The 21,876-nt window shown below is 52.3% G+C and carries 9 protein-coding genes; 8 read left to right on the top strand and 1 reads right to left on the bottom strand.

Annotation, left to right across the window (positions count from 1 at the left end; translation table 11 throughout):
• The first annotated feature begins 43 nt into the window (after positions 1-43).
• The 8 genes from BLR08_RS22055 (at position 44) to BLR08_RS22085 (ending at position 19,581) form a co-directional block, all read left to right on the top strand.
• Positions 44-2,449 carry a hypothetical protein gene (locus BLR08_RS22055; protein WP_143014430.1) on the top strand — a complete coding sequence of 802 codons (2,406 nt, stop codon included), beginning with the start codon at positions 44-46 and terminating at the stop codon, positions 2,447-2,449.
• A 366-nt stretch (positions 2,450-2,815) separates the two neighbouring features.
• Positions 2,816-8,167, top strand: a complete 5,352-nt coding sequence (locus BLR08_RS22060; protein WP_072334906.1) for a DUF4962 domain-containing protein — start codon at positions 2,816-2,818, stop codon at positions 8,165-8,167.
• Positions 8,168-8,283: 116 nt separating this feature from the next.
• Complete coding sequence (locus tag BLR08_RS22065) at positions 8,284-10,035, top strand: S-layer homology domain-containing protein (protein WP_083537405.1); 1,752 nt, start codon at positions 8,284-8,286, stop codon at positions 10,033-10,035.
• A gap of 460 nt (positions 10,036-10,495) precedes the next feature.
• On the top strand, positions 10,496-15,727 hold the full coding sequence (locus BLR08_RS22070) for a DUF4962 domain-containing protein (RefSeq protein ID WP_176835577.1): 5,232 nt from the start codon (positions 10,496-10,498) through the stop codon (positions 15,725-15,727).
• A gap of 74 nt (positions 15,728-15,801) precedes the next feature.
• Complete coding sequence (locus BLR08_RS31250) at positions 15,802-15,960, top strand: hypothetical protein (RefSeq protein ID WP_176835578.1); 159 nt, start codon at positions 15,802-15,804, stop codon at positions 15,958-15,960.
• A 51-nt stretch (positions 15,961-16,011) separates the two neighbouring features.
• Entirely contained in the window at positions 16,012-16,977 is a 966-nt protein-coding gene (locus BLR08_RS22075) for an ABC transporter permease (RefSeq protein WP_083537407.1), read from the top strand.
• 58 nt (positions 16,978-17,035) lie between these two features.
• The gene (locus tag BLR08_RS22080) at positions 17,036-17,923 is read left to right on the top strand and encodes a carbohydrate ABC transporter permease (RefSeq protein ID WP_072334917.1); all 888 of its coding nucleotides are present in this window, start codon (positions 17,036-17,038) and stop codon (positions 17,921-17,923) included.
• Between the two features lie 62 nt (positions 17,924-17,985).
• Positions 17,986-19,581, top strand: a complete 1,596-nt coding sequence (locus BLR08_RS22085) for an extracellular solute-binding protein (RefSeq protein WP_072334920.1) — start codon at positions 17,986-17,988, stop codon at positions 19,579-19,581.
• A 76-nt stretch (positions 19,582-19,657) separates the two neighbouring features.
• Here the strand turns inward: BLR08_RS22085 and BLR08_RS22090 are convergent, their stop codons facing one another.
• On the bottom strand, positions 19,658-21,865 hold the full coding sequence (locus BLR08_RS22090; protein WP_072334923.1) for an AraC family transcriptional regulator: 2,208 nt from the start codon (positions 21,863-21,865) through the stop codon (positions 19,658-19,660).
• Between the last annotated feature and the right edge of the window lie 11 nt (positions 21,866-21,876).

Below are 21,876 nucleotides of genomic sequence, written 5' to 3' on the forward strand. Positions count from 1 at the left end.
AGCTAAGATTTTCAAAATTTCACAATTCGAAAGGGGAATGAAGATGGAACATGGGCGAGAGAAGAAGTCGGTTAGCCGAAGAAAATTCGTAGCCACCATGGGGGCAGCAGGACTTGGAGCCGTACTTGCGGCAGGATTAGGCAGCCGAGGAACCGCTTATGCGAGTGTAACGGATGATACGGTAACCTCTTACGACACGATGGCGCTGCTGCAGGCGGCTAGCAATTTGCAACCGGGAACGTTCGTTTACACGAAGGGCTTCTATAAGGCTGGAGACGGAGGAGGCGCATACTGGAACGTACTCGATTCCGGAACGGCGGATGATATGTTCGTGTATGCATGCGCCGACGGGAAGCGCGTATCTCTTATACATGACAAGACCATCAACATCAAGCAGATTGGTATTCGAGCTGACGGTAAGAAAGAGCCGAATCAATATCCGACAGGGCTTGAGAATTTTCCTACGTCATTAGCTGGAACGACCCGTGACTTCTGGGTCAGCGAGAGCGGCAGCGAAACGAGCAATTTTAACAAGCTGAAAGCGATTGTGTCGGCTGGTTATAACGTATATGTTCCGAAGGGGATCTATGTATTTGCCGGTAAAAGCACCATACATGTCAAGAACGGGTTGTGCTTCATAGGCGAGAGCATGGGAGAATCCATTCTCATCGGATTAGGGTTCACGAATTACGGGAAGCTGGAAGAATGCAATGATATACTTTTCGAAAACTTTACTATGGACAATTATACGAGCATCCTTCCTCCCGTTCAGAACACCATTCCTCCCGTTGACCGCAAGCTTAAATATCCTGGTGAGGTGGGTTTCGCTGATGCCAAGAATTGGAACCCCAATGATTATAAATCCTTCTCTTACCGTGGCGGAGATTACCGTTCGAACATTGCGAATGCCATGCATTTTGCTAATGCCAGCCAAGAAATTAAAAATATTACCGTAAGGAGGGTCAAAGTCAAGAACTATTGGTGCGGGTTCGGCTTCGGAACGAAAACGCCTACCGGACCCATGGTCCCGGCGAGAGACATCACGGTAGAGGAATGTGTGTTCGAGAATATTATGTTCCAGCCCCTAGGAACGAATAACGTCCAAAACGTCCGATTCTTATGCAATTCGTTCGATAATATCGGCCTGCAAGCCTGCGATTTTTCCAGAGGCAGTATCGGATGCGAATTTACCGGCAATTACGTGACACGCGCCAGCAGCATGTTGAAGGTGGAAGGGCATATTAACGATGATTTCACCCGTGTGCTGTCGGATCAGTTCATCATTAGAGACAACATCTACAAACAGCCTCCTGCCTTAACGGATTGGCAATATGAAAGTAAATTCGTCATCGATAATTTGACCGGAGATGGTCTCGTCAGCGGTAATTTCCTCGAGATGGGATTCGTCCATCAAATCGCGATCTTTACATACATCCGCAGACAGTCGATTGACGATACGGTTCTCATTACGAATAACCACTTTGTGACACCGACGAGTTCGAAGCATGGTTGGGCGTGCATGTTTTCTGTTCAACGTCAAGTTGTTAACAAAAGCACCTCTTATCCCTCTGCCGGCAAAAATATTATATTCGAGAATAACCATGTTACCATGCGAACGTCAACAGTTGGCTGTTTTCTGCCGTTAGTTACCAATGCCACCCAAATCGCATTGCGCAATAATCTTTTCGTTAGCGACGGAGCCGGGTATGTGTTAAATCTCGTTCGAGGATGTTCAGAGCATCTAGAAATATCAGGAAATTCTGTCGATCGTGTACAAGTCGTGCTGGAAACGGATCTCGGTGGATTAAGGGAATTGGATACCAAGACGATTTTGGTGACCGACAACCGGCTGTTCAGCGACTACACAAATAATTCCGCTGCTCTCGGAGAGCCTCTTATCCACGTGACAGGGCACGCAAACAATAAGACGGAACGCATCGAGATCCGCGGCAATTACACAAACCGGTCAAGGCTGCTGAAGGCGGAGAAGATGAAGTTCATTCGAATCGACGTGACGGATAACGTGATGCAGGAGAACGACGGAAATACCGCACAGTTCGGATGTCAGCCGCTCGCAGTGGACGCGCTGGTCGACGACCTTAACTTCGAGGGGAATACCGTATGGTTTCCGAATCAGACGACATACGGCGGCATCCTTGCCTTCCTCACAACGAACAATCGAAACGTCAAACGTCTGGTCATGGAAAACAATACTTTGTCGTTGTCCGGCCCGCTTGCTACCGGCGCTCCGAGCGGCAGCCTGAAGCCGGAAGTATTTCTGTTCCGCAATAACAAGGTGTATAAGGTTCAATCCAATCCAAGCATAGCCATTGCCGCCGTTAAAGGTTCGGTGTCTTTCAATTTGTTCGATAGCCCGGACGTTGAGATCGGGGGGTACATGTTTAAAGAAAATAACCAGAACATAGGCGGAACGATTAACGGCGTATAAGAGGTCTTTATTGTAAAACGTATCCCAAAATTGTTTCTTGAAGTGGACCGCCTGGAAAGATTGCCGGGCGGTCCTTCGTTCATGTAAGCCCAGCATGGGCATCTCTCTAGGGTGAGAGTCTGGAACGGGAGCTGGCAGCCAATCCTGCTCGATTTGTAAGGCATAGCTATTTTATTGAAGTTCACCTTATTTTTTAGTTTATGCACAGTTTGTGAACTATCTAAAAATATGGTGATACCATTAGCCGTCAATACGGTATTAGAATAACTGTACATCACGAGCATACCTGCACAGGAATCACATCGACCGGAGGTGAACCCTTACAACCGTTCTACTACTGGAACAAAAAAACGGGAGGCGAATCTATTGTTTCATCGTCATTGGAAACGAAAAATTTCTGCTGCAGTTGTTTACGTAATGGGTTTAAGCATAATTTTGAATTTATTTACCTTCCAATTCGTAAGCGCTGCCATCGACAACTCCAGCCTGGGACCCGAGCTGTTCACAAATCCCGGGTTTGAGCAGGTGACCGGCAGTATGCCGACAGGCTGGACCAAGTATGCGGAGGGCAGTCCGGCTGGCGTTTCCGTCGAGTCGGTCACAGACCCGGTTGCGGAAGGGACGCGCAGCGTCAAGTTTACGGATAACAACAGCGCTGCCGGGGCCGCCGCCGGCCTGTATAGCAAAATGATCCCTTATTCGCCCGGCACGTCTATCACCACCAGCGTAAAGGCCAGAGTAGAAGAAGGCGGAATATCCATGATCGTGCGGTATTACAGGGCTGACGGTCCCATGACGCAGCAAGGCGTAAATTCCTCCGGAACCGGGACACATTGGCAAACGCTTCAGGTTAGCGATTCTCCGCCGTCTGATGTCGTGAATATCCAAGTAGTCCTGGTCGTTCCGAGTGGTTTTGGTACGGGCACGGCCTACCTGGACGATGCCTCGTTTAAGACGACCGAATTGCTGCTCAACCCAAGCTTTGAAGCGGAGACAGGCTCCAGTCCGAACAACTGGACCGCTATCGATCGTGGGATCCCTTCCAGTATTACTACCGTAACGAACGCCGCGTATTCGGTTCATGGCGCGAAGGCGCTGCACATCTTGGATAACTCCACTTCGGATGCCTACAGCGTGAAGAGTGTGACAACACCTATCGTCTCCGGCCGCTCCTACAAGGCTTCGGTTAAAGCCAAGGCGCTTTCAGGCAGCGGAAACTTGGTTATGCATTTCATGGGATCCTTCGGCCAGCAATCCTTGGAAGCGCCAACAACCGGAACCGGCAGCTGGGAGACATTGACGCTAACAGCTGAGCCCCCGGCCGGGACAACCGCTATCCAGATCGAATTGTCTTCAACTGGCGCAGGGACATCCGATGTCTATTTCGATCAGGCAAGTCTTACGGTCGGCGGAAAGATTCCCGGCTCTAATCCGACCCCGACAACCCCATCTGACGGTTCACTGGTGTGGCCGACAAAGCAGGATAGCTATTCACGTCGTTTTCAACCCGGCAATCATCTTGTATCCACCCAAAACCCGCCGGATTTCGGGTGGCCATTCATAGACGGCGCTGATGCTTATGAACTGCAAGTAGCAACCGACAGCTCATTCCAATCCATTGTCTATGAGAAAAATGACATAGCTCCCAATTATCATAGTGTTCCGCAGACCTTTGCCGGCGCGCAGTCTTACTTCTGGAGGGTCAGGTATCATAAACCTGAAGGCTGGTCGGTATGGAGCGAAGCCTTGAAGTTCCGGATCGACGCGGATAATGTTCCCTTTGTGGTACCGCCTGTTTCGGAACTGCTGAGCGCCGTACCTACCGAGCACCCGCGTATGCTGACTACGCCGGACAATCTGGAAGCATTCCGCGCCAGAAAAGACAGTGACGGCAAAAAAACATTCGATGCCATTAAAACGCGTATCGAGAAACGAGTGAAGGACGAAGCGGACCCAACAAAAGGACCGGAGGCGCTTCCAGCCGAACCGACGGATCCCGATACAGCCGCAGCTGTCAGGGATGCGGTAAGGCATCCGATGATGGACGCAGCCTTCATTTATTTAATCACCCAAGATCCCGATTATGCGAACTTCGCCAAACGGAGGCTGCTGCATCTTGCTTCGTGGAACACGAAAACAGGTGAGACGAGCTATGAGGCCAATGACGCGATTCATCGGGATATCGCTTTAACAGGCGCAACTGCTTATGACTGGTTGTACGATACCCTCAGCCAGTCAGAGCGGGAAACCGTATTAAGGATGGTGCATGACCGGGCGACAACCATTGCGAACGATGTCTTGTACGATCAGGATCCGATCAGCAAGAAACCTCATAATTCGCACGGCTGGACCGTGTTCGGATTCCTGGGGACAATTGCCATCGCACTGCTTCATGACGATATCGAGGTCAATGGTTCCAATGTTTCGGAGGATGCGCAAGAGTGGTTCAATATGATCGTCCCGACCTACATTAATCTGGCGCCTACTTGGGGCGGCGAGGACGGAGGCTGGGGCAACGGCATCGGCTACTGGCAATTCTCCACCAATAGTAACAAGAGGTTCGTAGATTCCCTCTATGCCGCAACGGGATTCAGCATTTATGATAAGGCGTTCAACCGCCATGAATATTTGTACCCGTTCTATTCTTTGCCTTTCGGTCAACAAACCGGACAATTCGGGGACAGTATTGAGGGCAGATTCGCCTACGGCATCGAACGGGTCTATGTCCATGGCAGCTCGACACGCAATGCGCAGATGACGCAAAATGAGGTAGCGCAGTGGTATGCCCAGCTATACCCTTACGAATATGTCAACGAACTGACTTATTTATATGAAGATACCAATTTACCGGCACGGCCTCCGGTGGAAATGCCAACTGCCAAATATTTCGATCAAATCGGCGAAGTTATGATGCATTCCAGCTTGTTCGATCCGAAGCGGATATCGCTTTTCTTCAAATCCAGCCCTTACGGCAGCTTCAATCACAGACACCCGGATCAGAATGCCATCATTATCAGAGCCTTCGGTGAGGACCTCACCGTTGACGGAGGGTTCTATGACAGCTTCACAAGCGCTCATAATATCCTGTACGACAAGCAGACATTCGCCAAAAACGCCATTACGTATGACAACAAGAAAGGTCAATTACCAGATGATAGGAACGCTTCCGGACAAATTACCGGCTTCGCAACGAATAAAGACTTCGACGCGGCAGTCGGAGACGCTACTACGGCGTACAATGCGTATAACGATCCAACCAAGCCTGGCCTGGATCTGGCCCAGCGGAGCGTCATCTATGTGAAACCGGGCGCCTTTGTGATCGTCGATAATTTGGACGCGCGCGAGCAAGGCGGCTCCACCTTTGAATATTGGCTGCATGCCGATAAGAGCTTAACCCTGGACGAAGCGAATAGCCGTGCAACGATTGTCAAAAATCAGGCGGCCTTGGACGTGAAGCTCTATTATCCCGGATTAACCGCTATCCCGGTAACCGATAAATATCTGGATGCAGACGGCATTGAACGGCCGCCCGGAAAACCTGATGGACACGAGCAATTCAACGGTGTGAAAAGGCAGCATGGCGGATTTGTAACGCCAAAAACGGAAGCTGCTACGATTGTCTCTACCTATGTGCCTTATCAGGTGGGCACTACACCTCAGGAAATTGTCACCGAGGATCATGGCACTTACCGGAAGCTGCACTTTACGGATGGAACGGATGTTTATGTACGGACAGCGCAAAGCGGTGTTGTCGATACCGGAACCATTCAATTTGATGGTATTGCCGCGACGGTGAAAGGCGATTCCATCCTTTTGGTCGGCGGTACGCAGCTGGTGATGAATGGCGTAACGAAAATTGCCAGCGCGGAGCCGGCCACGGTCGCGCTTTCGGGCGACGAGCTGTCGATCACCGGCATGAAGGACAATCAAGTCAGCTTGCATAAAGCGGGTGTTACAACCGTTCTCGATGAAAAGTACCGCAGCTTGCCAAAGGGCGGCAACGTAACGGAAGCCGTTTATTCACGCGGCGTTCATTGGGATACGGCCGGCAGCACCTTAACGCTGAATGTGGAGCCTGGTCAGCACCAGCTGCTGTTAAGCAACATTCCGGCTCCTGCTCCTATGGCGCCCGTCTCCTATCCGGTTGTGATTAACGGTGCAGCTTCCACAGTAACGTTATCTACATACGGTGACGGCCACGGAGGAACGGCTGCTTGGGGAACCTTGCCGAACGCCGCCGGCTTGTACGAAGTGCTCGAAGCGCCGCCGGGCTTGTTCTTCGATAAAGTGAGCATGGCAAAGCCGGTCATCTATTTGGGCGAGAAAGCCAAGATCGTTTTGCCTAATGTGACCGGTACCTTGAAGCTGCGGAGCGCCGAAGCAGGCGGATTAACACCGGCAGAAGCTTCGGCGAACTACGATACGATCAAGAACGGATTGACTGTATTTGCGGAAGCAGAAAGCTTCTTCAGCACCGAGGACGGTTCGTTCAACGTATACAACACTCGGGAATGGTTGTCAGGAGGCTTGGGAGTCAGCAATTGGGCCGCAGCCGGTCAAAATATTACGTGGAAATTAAACGTTCCTGAAGCCGGTAAATACGATATTGTCTTGAAATACGTAGCGGGCTGGGATCTGCCGGCCGGGACTCTTTCAACGCGGTTGATTCAACTGGGTTCCCAGTTCTACGCGGCGGAAGCGCCTACGACCTATAATGCCAAACCGGTGCCGGAACCCGATTGGGGAACGGCCCCGGCGTTCTGGAGAGCATTGACCGTCCACTCCGGCACAACGCTGCCTGCAGGCCAGGTTGAGCTTAAGATGTGGAACGTCAGGGGGCCGATGAACTTGGACTGGATCGGCTTGGTCAAAACCGGAGAAGCCGATGAGGGTACCGTCAAGCTGATTCCAAGCGCAAGCTCGGTTAGTCCGGGACAACCTCTGGATGTTAAGCTGGCTTTGGATAAGATTGCAAATGTTGAAGGTGTTGAGCTTACACTGTCCTATGATCCGGCCAAATTTGCCTATACCGGCTACTCGAATGATTATGAGCAGCAAGCGGCGATTGTAAACAACAATGAAACAAGCGGTACGCTTCGTATCCTGTCGGGACAGATCGGAGAAGGCGTTTTTCCTTCGGACGCCCCCTTACTGACGCTCAAGTTTCAGGCCAAAACGGATGCTGCCGCAGGGGCAGCCAGCTTCACAGCATCGGCCGCATCGGCCTTGACGGGGGCTGATGAATTCATCCCTCTGACCGGAAGTACGGTGCAAGTCAGCATCTCGAATAAGGAAGCGCTCGGCGCATTGATCGCCCAAGCAGAATTGACCCGCGATCAGGCTGCAGCCGGGACGGCAACCGGCACCTTCTTCAGTTCCGTGCTTGCAGGCTTGAAGTTGGCATTAACCTCAGCTATTGATGCTGCAAAGGCCGTATTCAATCAGCCTGATGCGACTCGTACACAGGTGGAAACGGCGCAGACGAACCTGGCTGCAGCTATTGCGGAGTTCGAGTCTCACCGGATTACGGCTGCGACGGGGGATATGGACAATAACCAAACGTTCAATTTAAAAGATTTCAGAGAAATAACCAAGTATTACGGTAAAACTGCCTCCAGCTCCGACTGGCATGCTGCCCAAAAAGCGGACATTACTGGAGACGGCGCCGTAGATATCGAAGACCTGGCGTTCGTAGCCAGCCGTATTTTCGAACTGTAAGGAACAAATAAGGCGCTCCCTTATCTGCTTGTAGGGAGCGCTTTACCATCCTGCCATTTCATCATTTTGAGGAGGGCTACATGATAAATAAAGCGGTAATATGGAGAGCGGCCCTAATGCTTGTTTTGGTTCTCACGTATTCGTTCCAAGGAATGCCGGTTTATGCCGCTGAGGGGCAGACAGCGTTCCATATGAAGTCATCGTCAACTTCCGTGGAAGAAGGCGGCAGCTTTGTTGTGACCATTGAAGGGGTGAACCTCCATCAATTGTACGCGTATGATTTGACATTCGAGCTTTCATCCGGCGTAACCTATCTTAGAGGAGAAGGCAACCTGCCTGGCGGATCACCGGCTTCCTACCTGGAAGACCATACGCTGCTCTACGGATCAACGAAATTTGGGAAAGTCGCCGGGGAAAACGGATCGAGGACTCTCGCCAAATTGACCTTTAAAGCAAATGCTGAGGGAACGGCGAGCATCAAGCTGGTTCGTGTCAAGACGCTTGATCCTGCGTTACATGCAACGGTACATGAGGTGAACCAAGCGATCGGCGTTCAAATAACACCGGACGACGATAATGGAAATGGCACCGGTAATGGTAACGGCAACGGGAACGGAAATGGCAACGGTAATGGGAACGGGAATGGGAATGGCAATGGCAATGGCAATGGCAACGGCAACGCTAATGGTAACGGTAATGGTACCGGCACCGGGAATAACCCAGGCACGCCCCGGAAAATTACCGATGAGGACGGAAAGAGTCAAGTCGCATCCGGCCGCCTCGTGATTCCTGCGGACGGTCCTGTGCAAGCGCCTCTGGCGTTGCTTCAATCCTGGGCCAAGCAAAATCCGGCCGCTGTCATTGAGCTTCAAGCAGGCCATGTGACTTACTCGCTGCCGCTTAGCGAGCTATCCTCACCGGAGCTGCTCGCGCAATTGGGAGCCGATGCCGCTAAAGCGGAAGTAAAAATCACCGTAGCTGAGGCAGCCCCCGGGCAAAAGGATCAGGCAGAGCGCAGCGCCGCCAAGATCGGTTCTGAGCTTTTGATGGCTCCGGTGGAGTTCGAAGTGTCGGCAATCATGCCCGACGGACGATCCATCCCGTTAACTAAGTTTGCCGCATATGTCCCTCGCTCCTTCAAGCTTGGCTTCGACGTCGATCCCGGTCAAACGACTGGTGTCTATGTCGATTCGGTAACCGGCGAGCTGCTGCCGGTGCCTACGGTATTTCGCAACGTGGACGGAAAGGTGTTCGCCGACTTGTACCGGAAAGGAAACAGCGCTTATTCCTTGGTGAAAACGGAGAGGCGCTTTGCCGATCTCGAAGGCCACTGGAGCCGGGCGGCTGTAGAAACCATGGCTAACAAGCTGCTGGTTCAGGGAACAACCGAGCTGAGCTTCGAACCTGACAAGCTTGTCACGCGCGCTGAGTTTGCAGCCTTACTGATGCGGGCGCTAGCCCTGAACTCAACTGCCGGCCAAGCATCGTTCATGGATATCGAGGGACAATGGTACGAGTCAGCCGTTAAAGCGGCCGCGGCTGCAGGTCTGGTGAACGGCTATCCCGACGGAAGCTTCCGGCCCGATGCCCGGATCACCAGACAGGAATTGGCTGTCATCCTCAAGCGGGCGGCCGGTTATGCCAATAAGCCGATTCCAATCGTAGATCCAAGCCAATCGTCCCGCTTGTTCACGGACTTGACGCAGGCAGCGGACTGGGCATTGGCGGATATAACCGGTATTACATCCGCCGCCATTATGGAAGGCGACGAGCAGGGCGCCTTCAACCCGGAAGACAGGGCAACAAGAGCACAGGCGGCTGTCGTTTTGAAACGGTTGTTGATACACCTAGGTATGTTCAGTGAATAGCGATAACGAAACCTTCACCTCAAATGAATGTCGCCGGAAGCCCGGCATCGATTCGTGAAGCAAAGCTCCGCAGCGCGGAGCTTTCTTTGTTTTTTCGCCAGCCATTGGGCTGTTCTCGTGATTTTTAAGTTTTTTTTCATTTATTCAAAAAAAAGTACAAGATTCTGCATTTCCGTTGATTTACGTATTGTCATCTACACTCTACTATTGGAGAAAAATGAAAGCGTTTCCCGAAATCCTGCCGCGTGGGATGAGCTATACATGACCGCCAAGAAGCTGAAAAGTTCGATTCCATCTGGAACTTATGAAGGAGGTGGTCCGATTCAAGACGGGAATGAAGCAAAGCAAATAAGAAGAAAGGATATGAATCGATGTAAGAGGTTTTCCAATTGCAAGAGTGTTCCTTGAGGAAATGAGATGTGCGAGGATGCAACAAATTTATAAGCTGGAGGCGAAACAATTGATTACATACAAAAGGCGACGCATACTAGCGATGACTCTTGTGTTCACCATGGGATTGAGCCTGTTTCTGAACTTATTTTCATATCAAACGGCATCCGGCGCAGGCAGCAATCCGGTTATGGGGCCGGAGCTGCTTGTGAATTCCGGCTTCGAGGAAGTGTCGGGCAGTATGCCGGCAGGCTGGATTTTATTTGAAAACAAGCCCGATTTGGCAGTCGAGTCGGTTACGAACGAAGCGGCGGACGGGACTCGCAGCGTCAAGCTTACGGACAACAACACAGCTGCTACGGCAGGGGTCAGGAGCGAGCGGATTGCTTATTCTCCAGGGACTTCTTATACAGCCACCGTTAAGGTTAAGGTGGTTTCCGGAGCAGCTACCCTGCTGATCCGCTACTATGACGTCAACAATAAATCTACGCAAAAGCCTGCGTCTGTGAACGCCAAACCAGATTGGCAGACGATTACGATCACCGATACGCCTCCGGCAAGCACGGTTGGCATGGAAATGCTGATCGTCATTCCAAGCTCGGTAAACAGCGGCGTCGTTTATGCGGATGCCGCCTCACTGAAAACGACGGAGCTGCTGCCAAATCCGAGCTTTGAAGCGGTGACGGGAACTAGGCCAACCGGCTGGACAGCTGTTGACCATGGAATGGCATCCAGCATCGCAGCGGTGACGGACACCGTGTATATCCACGGAAAAAAAGCAGTGCATATTATCGACGGATCTGCTACGGACGCCTACAGTGTGAAAAGTCCGGCCATACCTGTCGTATCCGGCAAATCGTACACGGCGGCTGTCCATGCGAATGCCATATCCGGCGGCGGCAGCCTGATCCTGCGCTTCCTGGGCTCGTCAGGCCAGCAATTTGTGGAAACGCAAACAACCGGGACGAGCGGATGGGAAGCCTTAACGTTAACAGCCGAGCCTCCGGCCGGGACAACTGACGTGCAGGTGGAATTAGCCACATTCGGCATAGGCACAGCCGAGCTTTATTTTGATCAAGCTACATTAACAGCGGCGGACAAAGCGCCTCCTACGGGCGGCTCGCAGGCGTGGCCAAGCGATCTGGATCCGGCACGTTCACGGCATTTTCAGCCTATCGACCATCTTGTTACGACACAGAACCCTCCTGATTTCGGATGGCCGGTGATGGATGGCGCGGGCGTCTACGAATTGCAGGTGGCGACCGACAGCAGCTTCCAGAACATCCTTTACCAGAAAAACGATATACCGATAAACTACTATAATTTCCCGGATCCATTTGTGGGAGGCCAGTCCTACTTCTGGAGAGTCAGGTTCCACAAAACAGCCGGATGGTCCGATTGGAGCGATACCCGCAAGTTCCGGATTGACGCGGATTATAAGGAATTTCCGGTTCCGCCCGTATCCGAGCTTATCGCTAACGTACCCACCTCACATCCACGCATACTGACTACGCCGGATACGTTAAGCGATTTCCGTGCCAGAAAAGACGGAGCCGGCAAGAAAACATTTGATTTTATTAAACGCCAGATTAATGTAAGCGATCATACGTTGCCAGGCGAGCCGTCACTTGATAAACCCGGCAGAATCCTGGATCAAACAACAGCAGTTACGACTCCTATGGTCAACGCAGCTTTCATTTATTTGGTTACGGGTGATCCCGAATACGGAAACTTTGCCAAAGAGCGGCTCCTACATGTCTCTGCTTGGAGAACGAAAGAAGGTCCCACTCACTATAACAACCGTAACGGCGGAAACGACCAGGTTCATCGGGATATCGTGTTGAAGGGTTCAATTGCCTACGACTGGATTTACGATCTCCTCAGCCCGGAGGAAAAAGAAACGGCATTAACCATGTTACTGGACCGGGGGCAGACGATTGCTGACGATGTCCTGTACGATGAAAGGCCAATAACAAGCAGTCCCTACGATTCGCACGGCTGGACGGTAAACGGCTATCTGGGCATTATCGCAATCTCCTTGCTTCACGAGAACGTTGACATCAACGGTACGAACGTTTCGAAGGAAGCGCAGAAATGGTTCAAGACGATTGTGCCTGCTTACATCAATCTGGCGCCGGTATGGGGCGGCGAGGACGGCGGCTGGGGCAATGGGGAAGGCTACTGGCAGTGGTCTTCCATATTCGGAAAGCATTTTATAGATACGCTCTATGCAGCGACGGGCTTTAATCTTTATCAGAAAGCTTACTTCCGTAATGAGTCCTGGTATCCTTTGTATATGATTCCTGTAGGCCAGCAAAACGGTGCGTTCGGCAACGGTAACGACGGCATCCACATAGGGCAAGTTACGACCAATGTATTAATCAACGCGAAAATGCAGCAGGATGAGGTCATGCAGTGGTACTCGCAGCGTTATAATTACGATTACGGCGATTACAAAACTTATTTGTATGAAGATGAAAACTTATCGGCGCGTCCTCCGGTAGAAATGCCGACAGCCAAATACTTTGAGCAAATCGGAACGGTCGCCATGCACTCCAGTTTACTTGATCCGAAACGGATTTCGTTCTATTTCAAATCCAGTCCATTCGGCAGCTGGAATCACAGCCAAGCGGATCAGAACAGCTTGATCATCAAAGCCTTCGGTGAGGATCTAACCGTTGAGGGCGGGTTCTATGACGATTACAATACCCCTCATTACAATCAATATGCCAAGCAAACGTTTGCCCATAATGCGATTACTTATGACGGTAAAAAAGGCCAAAACTTGGATGATATGAGGGCATCGGGTAAAATTACCGGATTCGCCACGACCAAAGATTTCGACGCGGCGGTTGGCGACGCCACAACAGCTTACAATACCAACCCGGGCAAAGCTGGCCTCGATCTGGCTCAGCGCAGTGTCATCTACGTGAAGCCGGGCGCCTTCGTAGTCGTCGATAATTTGAACGCCCGGGAGCCGGGCGGCTCCAGCTTCGAATATTGGCTGCATGCCGATAAAAGCTTAACGCTGGATGGAGCGAATAGCAGTGCGACCATTATCAAAAATCAGGCTGCGCTGAAAGTCAATCTTTACTATCCGGGATTAATAGAAGTGCCGGTAACGAACAAGTACATCGAAGAAGATGAAGAAGAGCATCTGCCCGGTGGCACCTATACAGGAATAAGAAGACAGCACGGCGGATTTAAGACTCCAAAAACGGAAGAAGCGACTATCGTTTCCACCTACGTCCCTTACGAGGTCGGTTCCACGCCGCAGAACATCGTTTCCGAGGATCACGGCACGTACCGGAAGCTCCATTTCACCGATGGAACGGATGTTTATGTACGTACAGCCCTTAGCGGCGTCGTAGACACCGGCAGCATGCAGTTCGAAGGCATCGCGGCTACTGTCAAAGGAGATTCCGTTCTTCTGGTAGGCGGCACCCAATTGGTCATGGGCGGAGTGACACGGATTAGCAGCGCACAGCCGGCTACGATCGCGCTTTCCGGCGATGAGCTGTCCATCACAGGGATGCAGGATACACAAGTCAGCTTGCATAAATCCGGTGTTACGACGGTGCTTGACGAGAAGTATCGCAGCCTGCCGAAGGGCGGCAGCGTAACGGATGCCGTATATACGCGCGGCGTTCATTGGGATACGACTGGAAGCGTGTTAACGCTGAATGTGGAGCCCGGCCAGCATAAGCTTCTGTTAAGTAATGTTCCAGCTCCAGCTCCGCAAGCTCCGTTGTCCTATCCCGTTGAGATCAACGGCGTTCCGTCGACGGCAACGCTGTCCACTTACAGCGACGGACACGGCGGCACAAGCGCCTGGGGAAGATTATCCAACGCAGCCGGGCTTTACGAAGTGCTCGAAGCGCCTCCCGGATTCATCTTCGAGGGAAGCGGAGGAGCCAAGCCGGTGATGTTTATAACCGCAAACAGCAAGATTATTGTGCCTGCTGCGACGGGAGTTCTCAAGCTGCGCAGCGCCGGCTCGGGTGCGGCAACTCCGGTAGAGCAATCGGCGGATCATGACGCTGTCAAGGCGGATTTGGACGTATTTGCAGAAGCCGAAAGCTTCAGCAGTGCGGACTCCGGGATATCTACGTATAACACGCGCGATTTTCTCTCGGGCGGTGTAGGCGTCACCGGCTGGAACAATCCGGGTCAAACGATTACTTGGCAGTTGAATGTCCCTGAAGCCGGGTATTATGATGTGGCCATGAAATATGTGGCGGGCTGGGAGCTGGAGGATGGTAATCCGAAGCGCTTGATTCAGCTGGGCTCCGAGATTCATTCGGCGGAAATCCCAAAGACGCCGAAATGGGGGCAATTCCCGGAGGAGTGGAGAGCGGCCACCGTTCATACGGCGACTTATCTGCCTGCGGGAACGAATACGCTCAAAATGTGGAACGTGATCGGGGCGTCGAATATCGACTGGGTTGGACTCAAACAAGTAGAACCGGCTTCGAAGCCGTCCGTCAAGCTGACGCCAAGCGCAAGCTCGGTTAGCGGAGGGCAAAACCTCGACCTTCAATTGAAACTGGAGCAAGTGGAAGCGGCAGCCGGTGTGGACCTTACACTCTCTTATGATCCGTCCAAATTTAGTTACGCCGAATATGCGAAAGACTATGCGCAGCAAGCAGTTATCGTTACGGATGATGCGGCGGCCGGCAAGCTGCGTGTATTGGCAGGACGAATCGGCAGCGGAACGCTGCCGGCGGATGCCCCCTTCCTGACCTTGAAATTCCAGGCTAAGACGGGTGCGCCTACAGGTACTGCCAGCTTCACGAGCTCAGCCGTGTCGATTTCCTCCGAAGCCGGTGTTGTCACCGCCCTCGCGGCAAGCTCGGCACAAGTGAGCATATCGGATAAGGCAGCGCTTGGCGCCTTGATCGCGCAAGCGGAAGCGACCCGCGACCAGGCGGAAGCGGGAACGGCAACCGGTACCTTCTTCAGCTCGGTGCTCGCAGGCTTGAAGGCGACTCTGACTTCGGCCATAGATGCCGCGAAAGCCGTATTTAATCAAGCTGATGCAACGGAGTCGCAGGTGCAGACGGCACAGTCGGGCCTGGCAGCAGCAATGGCGGAGTTTGAGTCGCACCGGATTACGGCAAGCACAGGCAATATGGACGCCGACCCGCTATTTAATATCGCCGATTTTGCGGAAATAACCAAATTTTACGGAGTAGACATGACAAGCCCCGACTGGCCGAGTGCCCGCAAGGCAGACATCAATCGCGACGGTATCGTCGATATTCAAGACTTGGCGTTCGTCGCTAGCCGGATTTTCGGGTAGCGTATGCGCAAGATGAAGGCCCCTTTGCTGAGGCAAGGGGCTTTCGCCATCTTAATCGTGTTGGAAGATTAGTCATGAAAAAGGACCGTCCGGCGATAATAACGCCGGACGGTCCTCTTTTTGCCCGGACTTTACCTCCGACAGCCACAACAGTTTTTTCACTTATTCATTATTTTTATGCTTATCGCAAAAAGAATGCAGCACAACGAATAGTGACGATGGTCAACGGCTAAGCCATCCGGTAAGGTAAAGCTCAGGATGAAGCAAGGAGGAGAAGAGGAAGTATGAAGCAGCCAGAAGCAATGTCAACCCTAAAGGTCCATACTCAAGGCCATACGAGACAGAATAGAAGCTTGAGGGAACGGTTATGGAGGGAAAGGTATTTAATCCTGCTTGTTATGCCGGGACTTCTCTATTTTTTCGTATACCGGTACGTTCCCATGCTCGGCAATGTGATTGCGTTCCAGGACTATAGTCCGTTCAGGGGATTTCTGCATAGCGAATGGGTCGGGCTCCGGCATTTCAGGACGATCTTCAGCGATCAGGAGGTGATCCGGGTGATGTGGAACACCCTGCTGTTGTCGTTCCTGCAGATCGCCTTCGCCTTCCCGGTTCCGATCGTGCTGGCGGTTATGCTGAATGAGCTGAGAAGCGAGCGCTTCAAACGACTCTTGCAATCGATTCTGTATTTGCCGCATTTCTTGTCCTGGGTCGTCGTCATCGGCATCGTTACGATCTTCCTCAAGACGGAGGGGATTGTCAACCGCGGACTCGGGCTAATGTTCGGCATGGAGGCGGTGCCTTTTCTTCAAGAGCCGGGCTGGTTCATGCCGCTCCTTGTCCTTGAGGTCATCTGGAAGGAAGCGGGTTGGGGGACGATCATCTTCCTGGCCGCCCTTGCCGGCATCAGCCCAAGCTTGTACGAAGCGGCCCTCGTGGACGGGGCCAACCGGTGGCGGCAAATCTGGCATATTACACTGCCGGCTTTGCGCAGCACGATCATTATCCTGTTCATTCTCCGGCTTGGCTCCGTGCTGGATTCGGGCTTTGAGCAAGTATTTCTGATGCTGAACCCGTTTACGATGGATGTCGGCAACGTCCTCGATACTTATGTATACTTCAAAGGCATTCAACAAGCGGACTTCAGCTTCGGGGCGGCAGTCGGATTGTTCAAGAGCGTGGTCGGACTTATTCTGATCCTCGCGGCGAATCAGCTCGCCAAACGATTCGGAGATGAAGGACTATTTTAGCGGATTATTCTAGCTCCACAACTGCAAGCAACGACAATATAATGGCAGGTGACCCGATATGAATCATCATCGAACCAGGCTCGATCGTCTGGCGGACATTCTGAATGCAAGCCTGCTCGGCTTGCTCGCGCTGGCGATGTTATTCCCTTTTTACTACATTTTCGCAGTCTCCTTCACGTCCTATGAGGAGTATGTGGTGAGCGAGCTTATTCTATGGCCGAAGAGATGGGTGACGGATTCGTACGCCTACATCCTCCAAGCCGATTCGTTCCTCAGGTCCATCGGCGTCACCATCTATGTAACGGTGGCAGGCAGCCTGGTCAATTTAATTTTGACCGCCACGATGGCCTATGGTATAACACGGAATATATGGGGACAGAAGGTTATTGTATTTCTTGTCCTGTTTACCTTCGTTTTCAACGCCGGCTTGATCCCGACGTATTTGATGGTGAAAGAGACCGGCCTCATCGACAGCTTTTGGGCGCTCATTATTCCCGGAGCTATCAACTCCTTCAATCTGATTGTCATCCGGCAGTTTTTCCTTGCCATCCCGGAGGAACTGAAGGAAGCCGCCGTCATCGACGGGGCGAACGATCTGCAAATTTTTTCGCGCATTATCGTACCGTTGTCCAAGCCGGCGTTCGCCGCTTTTGGCCTGTTTTACGCCGTAGGGCATTGGAACGCCTATTTTAACGCGATTCTGTACTTGAACAGCCCGTCCAAGTGGACCGTGCAGGTCATTTTGCGGCAGATCGTTATTCTGGACGACGCGTCGAACTCGCTCGCTTCAGCCGCTCGCGACGCGGCCCGGGCAGCCGATCTGCCTCCCGGGGAAACGATCGGCATGGCGGCGATCCTGCTCGCGACGCTCCCGATTCTTATTGTATATCCCTTTCTGCAAAAGCACTTCGCGAAAGGGGTGATGCTTGGCTCCGTAAAAGGGTAACGAAATCCGCAAGATTACATTGGGGTATTCCGGGCGTTTGTTTATAACAGGGAGGGTTACCGATGAAAAAATGGATGGCGGCAGGACTTGCCGCGACAATGGCCGTAACCGTGGCCGCATGCTCCTCAGATGAAAAGAAACCGGCGGCAGGCGAAGCTGCCGGCACAACGCCGGCAGCAGCCGGCTCGACTGCGCCGCAAGGCCAGGCGGCGAAGACATTTACGATCTCCTCGATAGAGGGGACCTGGACCTCGATCCCGGGTGAAAACGGCTCAGGGCTGAAAAAAATAAATGAAAAATTTAATGTGACTTACAAGCCTCAATTCGTGCCGTATGACCAGTACGGGAGCAAATTGCCCGTCGTGATGGCCGGAGGCGACCTGCCGGATATCATCGGGATGGAGAGCGTGGACGCCAACTTCGTAAAGTGGGCGAAGCAAGGGGCGTTCCTTCCGCTGAATGATTACATCGACAAGCATCCGGAGCTGAAGCTTGTACCCAAGAGTGTATGGGATGCCGTGACGATAGACGGCAAAATTTACGCGATACCGCAATATTTCCCCGCCAAATACGGTAAGAAGCCGGTAATTCGCAAGGATTGGCTCGATAATCTCGGCCTCAAGATGCCAACGACGTATGAGGAGCTGAAGAAGGTGGCCATCGCCTTCACCAAGGACGATCCCGACAAAAACGGCAAAAACGACACCTACGGCTTCGGACTCTCCAAGCAAGTCGTATACGGCGCGGCCATGGGGGCGGCTTGGGATGCGTCGTGGTATCACAAGAACGAGCAGGGTCAGCTGATTCCGGGGACGATCTCGGAAGGGTACAAGGAGCAGATTCAATTCCTCGCGGACTTGTACAAGGAAGGGGCGCTGCATAAGGATTGGGCCGTATCCAAATCGACCGACGTCCGGAAGGATTTCTATGCCGGCAAATACGGAATCTGGTACGAGCAGCCGACCGGCATGGACATCAATCTGCTCAAATCGTTCCGGGAGCTGTTCCCGAACGCTAAGATCGAAGTGATCCCGGCGTTCAAGCAAGTGGACGGACAGCAGGGCTTCACGGCAGGCTCAGGGTATTACACGATCAAGGCGCTGAACGCCAAGCTGAAGAGCGAGCCTGATAAGGTCGATCGCATTTTGCAGATGGAAAGCTACTTCCGTAAGTTCATTCCGATCGAGAACCGGAATCCGCAGAATAAGGATTTCGATTGGCAGTACGGCGGCGAGAACGTGAGCTACAAGATGGTGAACGGTGCCATGGTTCTGGAGCCTCAGGAGACTTGGGACCACCGGCCGAACCGCTACTACCGGTCCGTTTACTGGGCGCCGACCGACGAAGCGACCGACCCGGCTGCCGTTATCTCGGACCCGCTCGGCAAAAGCTTCGCAGCCGCAACGGTGGATCTGCTGAAGAATACCAAGTTTTATATCAACCCCGTCTTCCGAATCTACTCCGACGCATTGATGGCGAAAAACTCAGATCTGGATCTGATTACGCAAGAATGGCAAACCAAGATGATCGTTGGCCAGGAACCGATATCCAACTGGAACAAGATGGTGGATGAATACATGAAGAAAGGCGGCAAGGAAGTGATCGACGACGTGAACAAGTTGCTGCAGTCTTCGGGGATTAAAGGGGAATGGAAATAAACGGCATTCTGTAAGTAACGGCTTCATGTAAAAACAAAACCATCGCCTACAACCGTATGCGATGGTTTTATTCACGTTATAGAAGCTCATTTCGGCGAAATTCACTGGGCGTGGAGCCGGTAAACTTCTTAAACATCCGGTTAAAGGAGTTGGCGTTCTGATAACCGACGAGCTGGGCCGCGTCCAGGATGCGGATATCCGGCTGCAGAAGCAGCTTCTTGGCTTTCTCGATGCGGACGGAATTGACATAGTCGACGAAATTCTCACCGGTCTTTTCCTTGAAGTAGCGGGACAAATAGCTGCGGGAGATGTTCAGCTTGTCGGCCAAAGCATCAAGCGATATGTCCGCCGCATAGTTCTTCTCCAAATAATCGTAAACAAAATGGATGATATAATCCCGCTTGTCCTTCATCTCCCTGACCAGATGGGCAGAGCTGCGGATCATGACGGACAAAATCTCGTCAAGCCGCTCGTACGTATGGCAGGATGGAAGCTCCTCAAGCGCATCGCGCACTGGTAGGGGGTCAATGTGACGCTGCTGCAGGTTCTTCTGTGTTCGGTGGGCGATGGATTCGGCGAACCGGAGGACGGCGTCGGCGCGTTGTCCGCGCTTCCTCATTCTGACCAGGGTTCGCCGAACAAGCTGGAGCACGACCTCGTCATTCCCGCCGTACAAGTTGGCATCCAGCTCCTCCTCCTGTGCCGGAGACAACCCGGCTTCTTCGGCTTCTTCCCGGGCATTTTCGATAATTTGAGTATCGTCGCCAAAGGTTCTCCTTCTCAACAGCTCGAGCCCGATGCTGTAAGCCTCGTTCCAATCGTCCGTACCACCTGAGGCGGCGATCGTGAGGAAGCAGTAGTCCTTCTCCGCCTCCAGCATATGACGAATATGCTCGAGCGTGAGGCCGATATTCGGGTCGGATTGCTCCGTGAATACGATGGTCAGAATCTGATCCTTCTCCATCTGAAAAGTTACGGCATCGGTGAAGGTCTGACCGATGATCCGGTGAATGTACTCGCGGATGAAGGAGGTGGCGCGCTCCGCCTCCACGTCCAGACGCTGCAAGGTCGGTTTATAGTTGACTTGGAACAGAAGCAGCACGAAAGGGCGGTCGGACGGAATCCATGCCGACTGGTTTCCTTCCAGATGGCGGATTTTTTTCAACACATTGGAATAAGCGTAGTAGCGGAGCAGAGACTCTTTCTCGGACATGTCCTGATGGATGTCCCGGTTTGTTTTGAGAATATCGTTCATCTTGTCATGGATGATATTAAACTCCTTGATTCCGCTTTCCCACGGGAGGGGAGCGTTCCACCGGTGCATGGCTTCAATAATCCGTTTGACCGGCTTATTAAGCCGCGCGCTAAGCAGGAGCGAGACGATGACGCTGATGGCGATGGTCAGCACGAGCAGCAGGACGAATGAAAAGTTCCAGCGTACCTGACTCGAGATCGTATTATCCGGAACGACGTGCATATACGTTAATCCGCTAGCGCCGGTGCGATAGAAATAATAGACGCCATCCTCAATGATATGCCCGGCCTTATCAGCGAGCTTGGGGATGTAGGGCGGCAGGGATTTGTCCGAGGCGTACAGCATGTGACCCTGTTCATTCAGAATATAAAAGCGGTCGTTTACGGTCTGCCCGAGTGCGGAAAAGATACGGTCGCCTCTCGCCATGGCAATCGTATAGAAGTCAGGCTGCCGCTCGTACTTGACCACAATCGGCAGCAGCCTGCGCTCCTCCGTTCGGCCGATGGCGCTGACCTCGGCGAACGACGATTCGGGAAGAACCCGGAATTTGTAAGGCTCCCGGTACTGCTCTTTCCAGAAGGCGGCGTCGTAGTCCGGGCTGTTGTAATAGCTCTGGAACATAACGTCCGTGTCGGCCCCCCGGCCGCTCTCGAGCGTAAAGCCGGCGTTTTTATTCATGAGCAGCAGATTCTCCAAATACAAATACGGGTTGGACAGCAAAAGCTGAGTTTTTTGCATGGTCTTAAACGCATTCCAATAATCGAAATCCTGCCCCTGTGCATCAGGCAGTTCCAACGAAAGAGTCAGAATTGAGCTGTGGATATTATTGATCAGGTTCTCATAATTCTCGGTCGTCTTCTCCAGGCCGAGCGTGTTGTAGTTAATGACCTGCTCCTTAATATTGCCTCGGTAGAATACCACCGAGTACAAAATAAACGCGACCAACAATGAAATGATGATCAAAAAACTGATCAGCAACCGAATAAAAAGCGAAGATGTAAATTCCTTGAGCTTGAATCCGAAGTGCAATGTCCCTCACC

The sequence above is a fragment of the Paenibacillus sp. cl123 genome, assembly GCF_900101595.1.
GTDB lineage: Bacteria > Bacillota > Bacilli > Paenibacillales > NBRC-103111 > Paenibacillus_G.

Coding starts and splice junctions, on each gene's coding strand:
- BLR08_RS22055 (WP_143014430.1), top strand. CDS start 44: ATGGAACATGGGCGAGAGAAGAAGTCGGTTAGCCGAAGAAAATTCGTA.
- BLR08_RS22065 (WP_083537405.1), top strand. CDS start 8,284: ATGCTTGTTTTGGTTCTCACGTATTCGTTCCAAGGAATGCCGGTTTAT.
- BLR08_RS22085 (WP_072334920.1), top strand. CDS start 17,986: ATGAAAAAATGGATGGCGGCAGGACTTGCCGCGACAATGGCCGTAACC.
- BLR08_RS31250 (WP_176835578.1), top strand. CDS start 15,802: ATGAAAAAGGACCGTCCGGCGATAATAACGCCGGACGGTCCTCTTTTT.
- BLR08_RS22080 (WP_072334917.1), top strand. CDS start 17,036: ATGAATCATCATCGAACCAGGCTCGATCGTCTGGCGGACATTCTGAAT.
- BLR08_RS22075 (WP_083537407.1), top strand. CDS start 16,012: ATGAAGCAGCCAGAAGCAATGTCAACCCTAAAGGTCCATACTCAAGGC.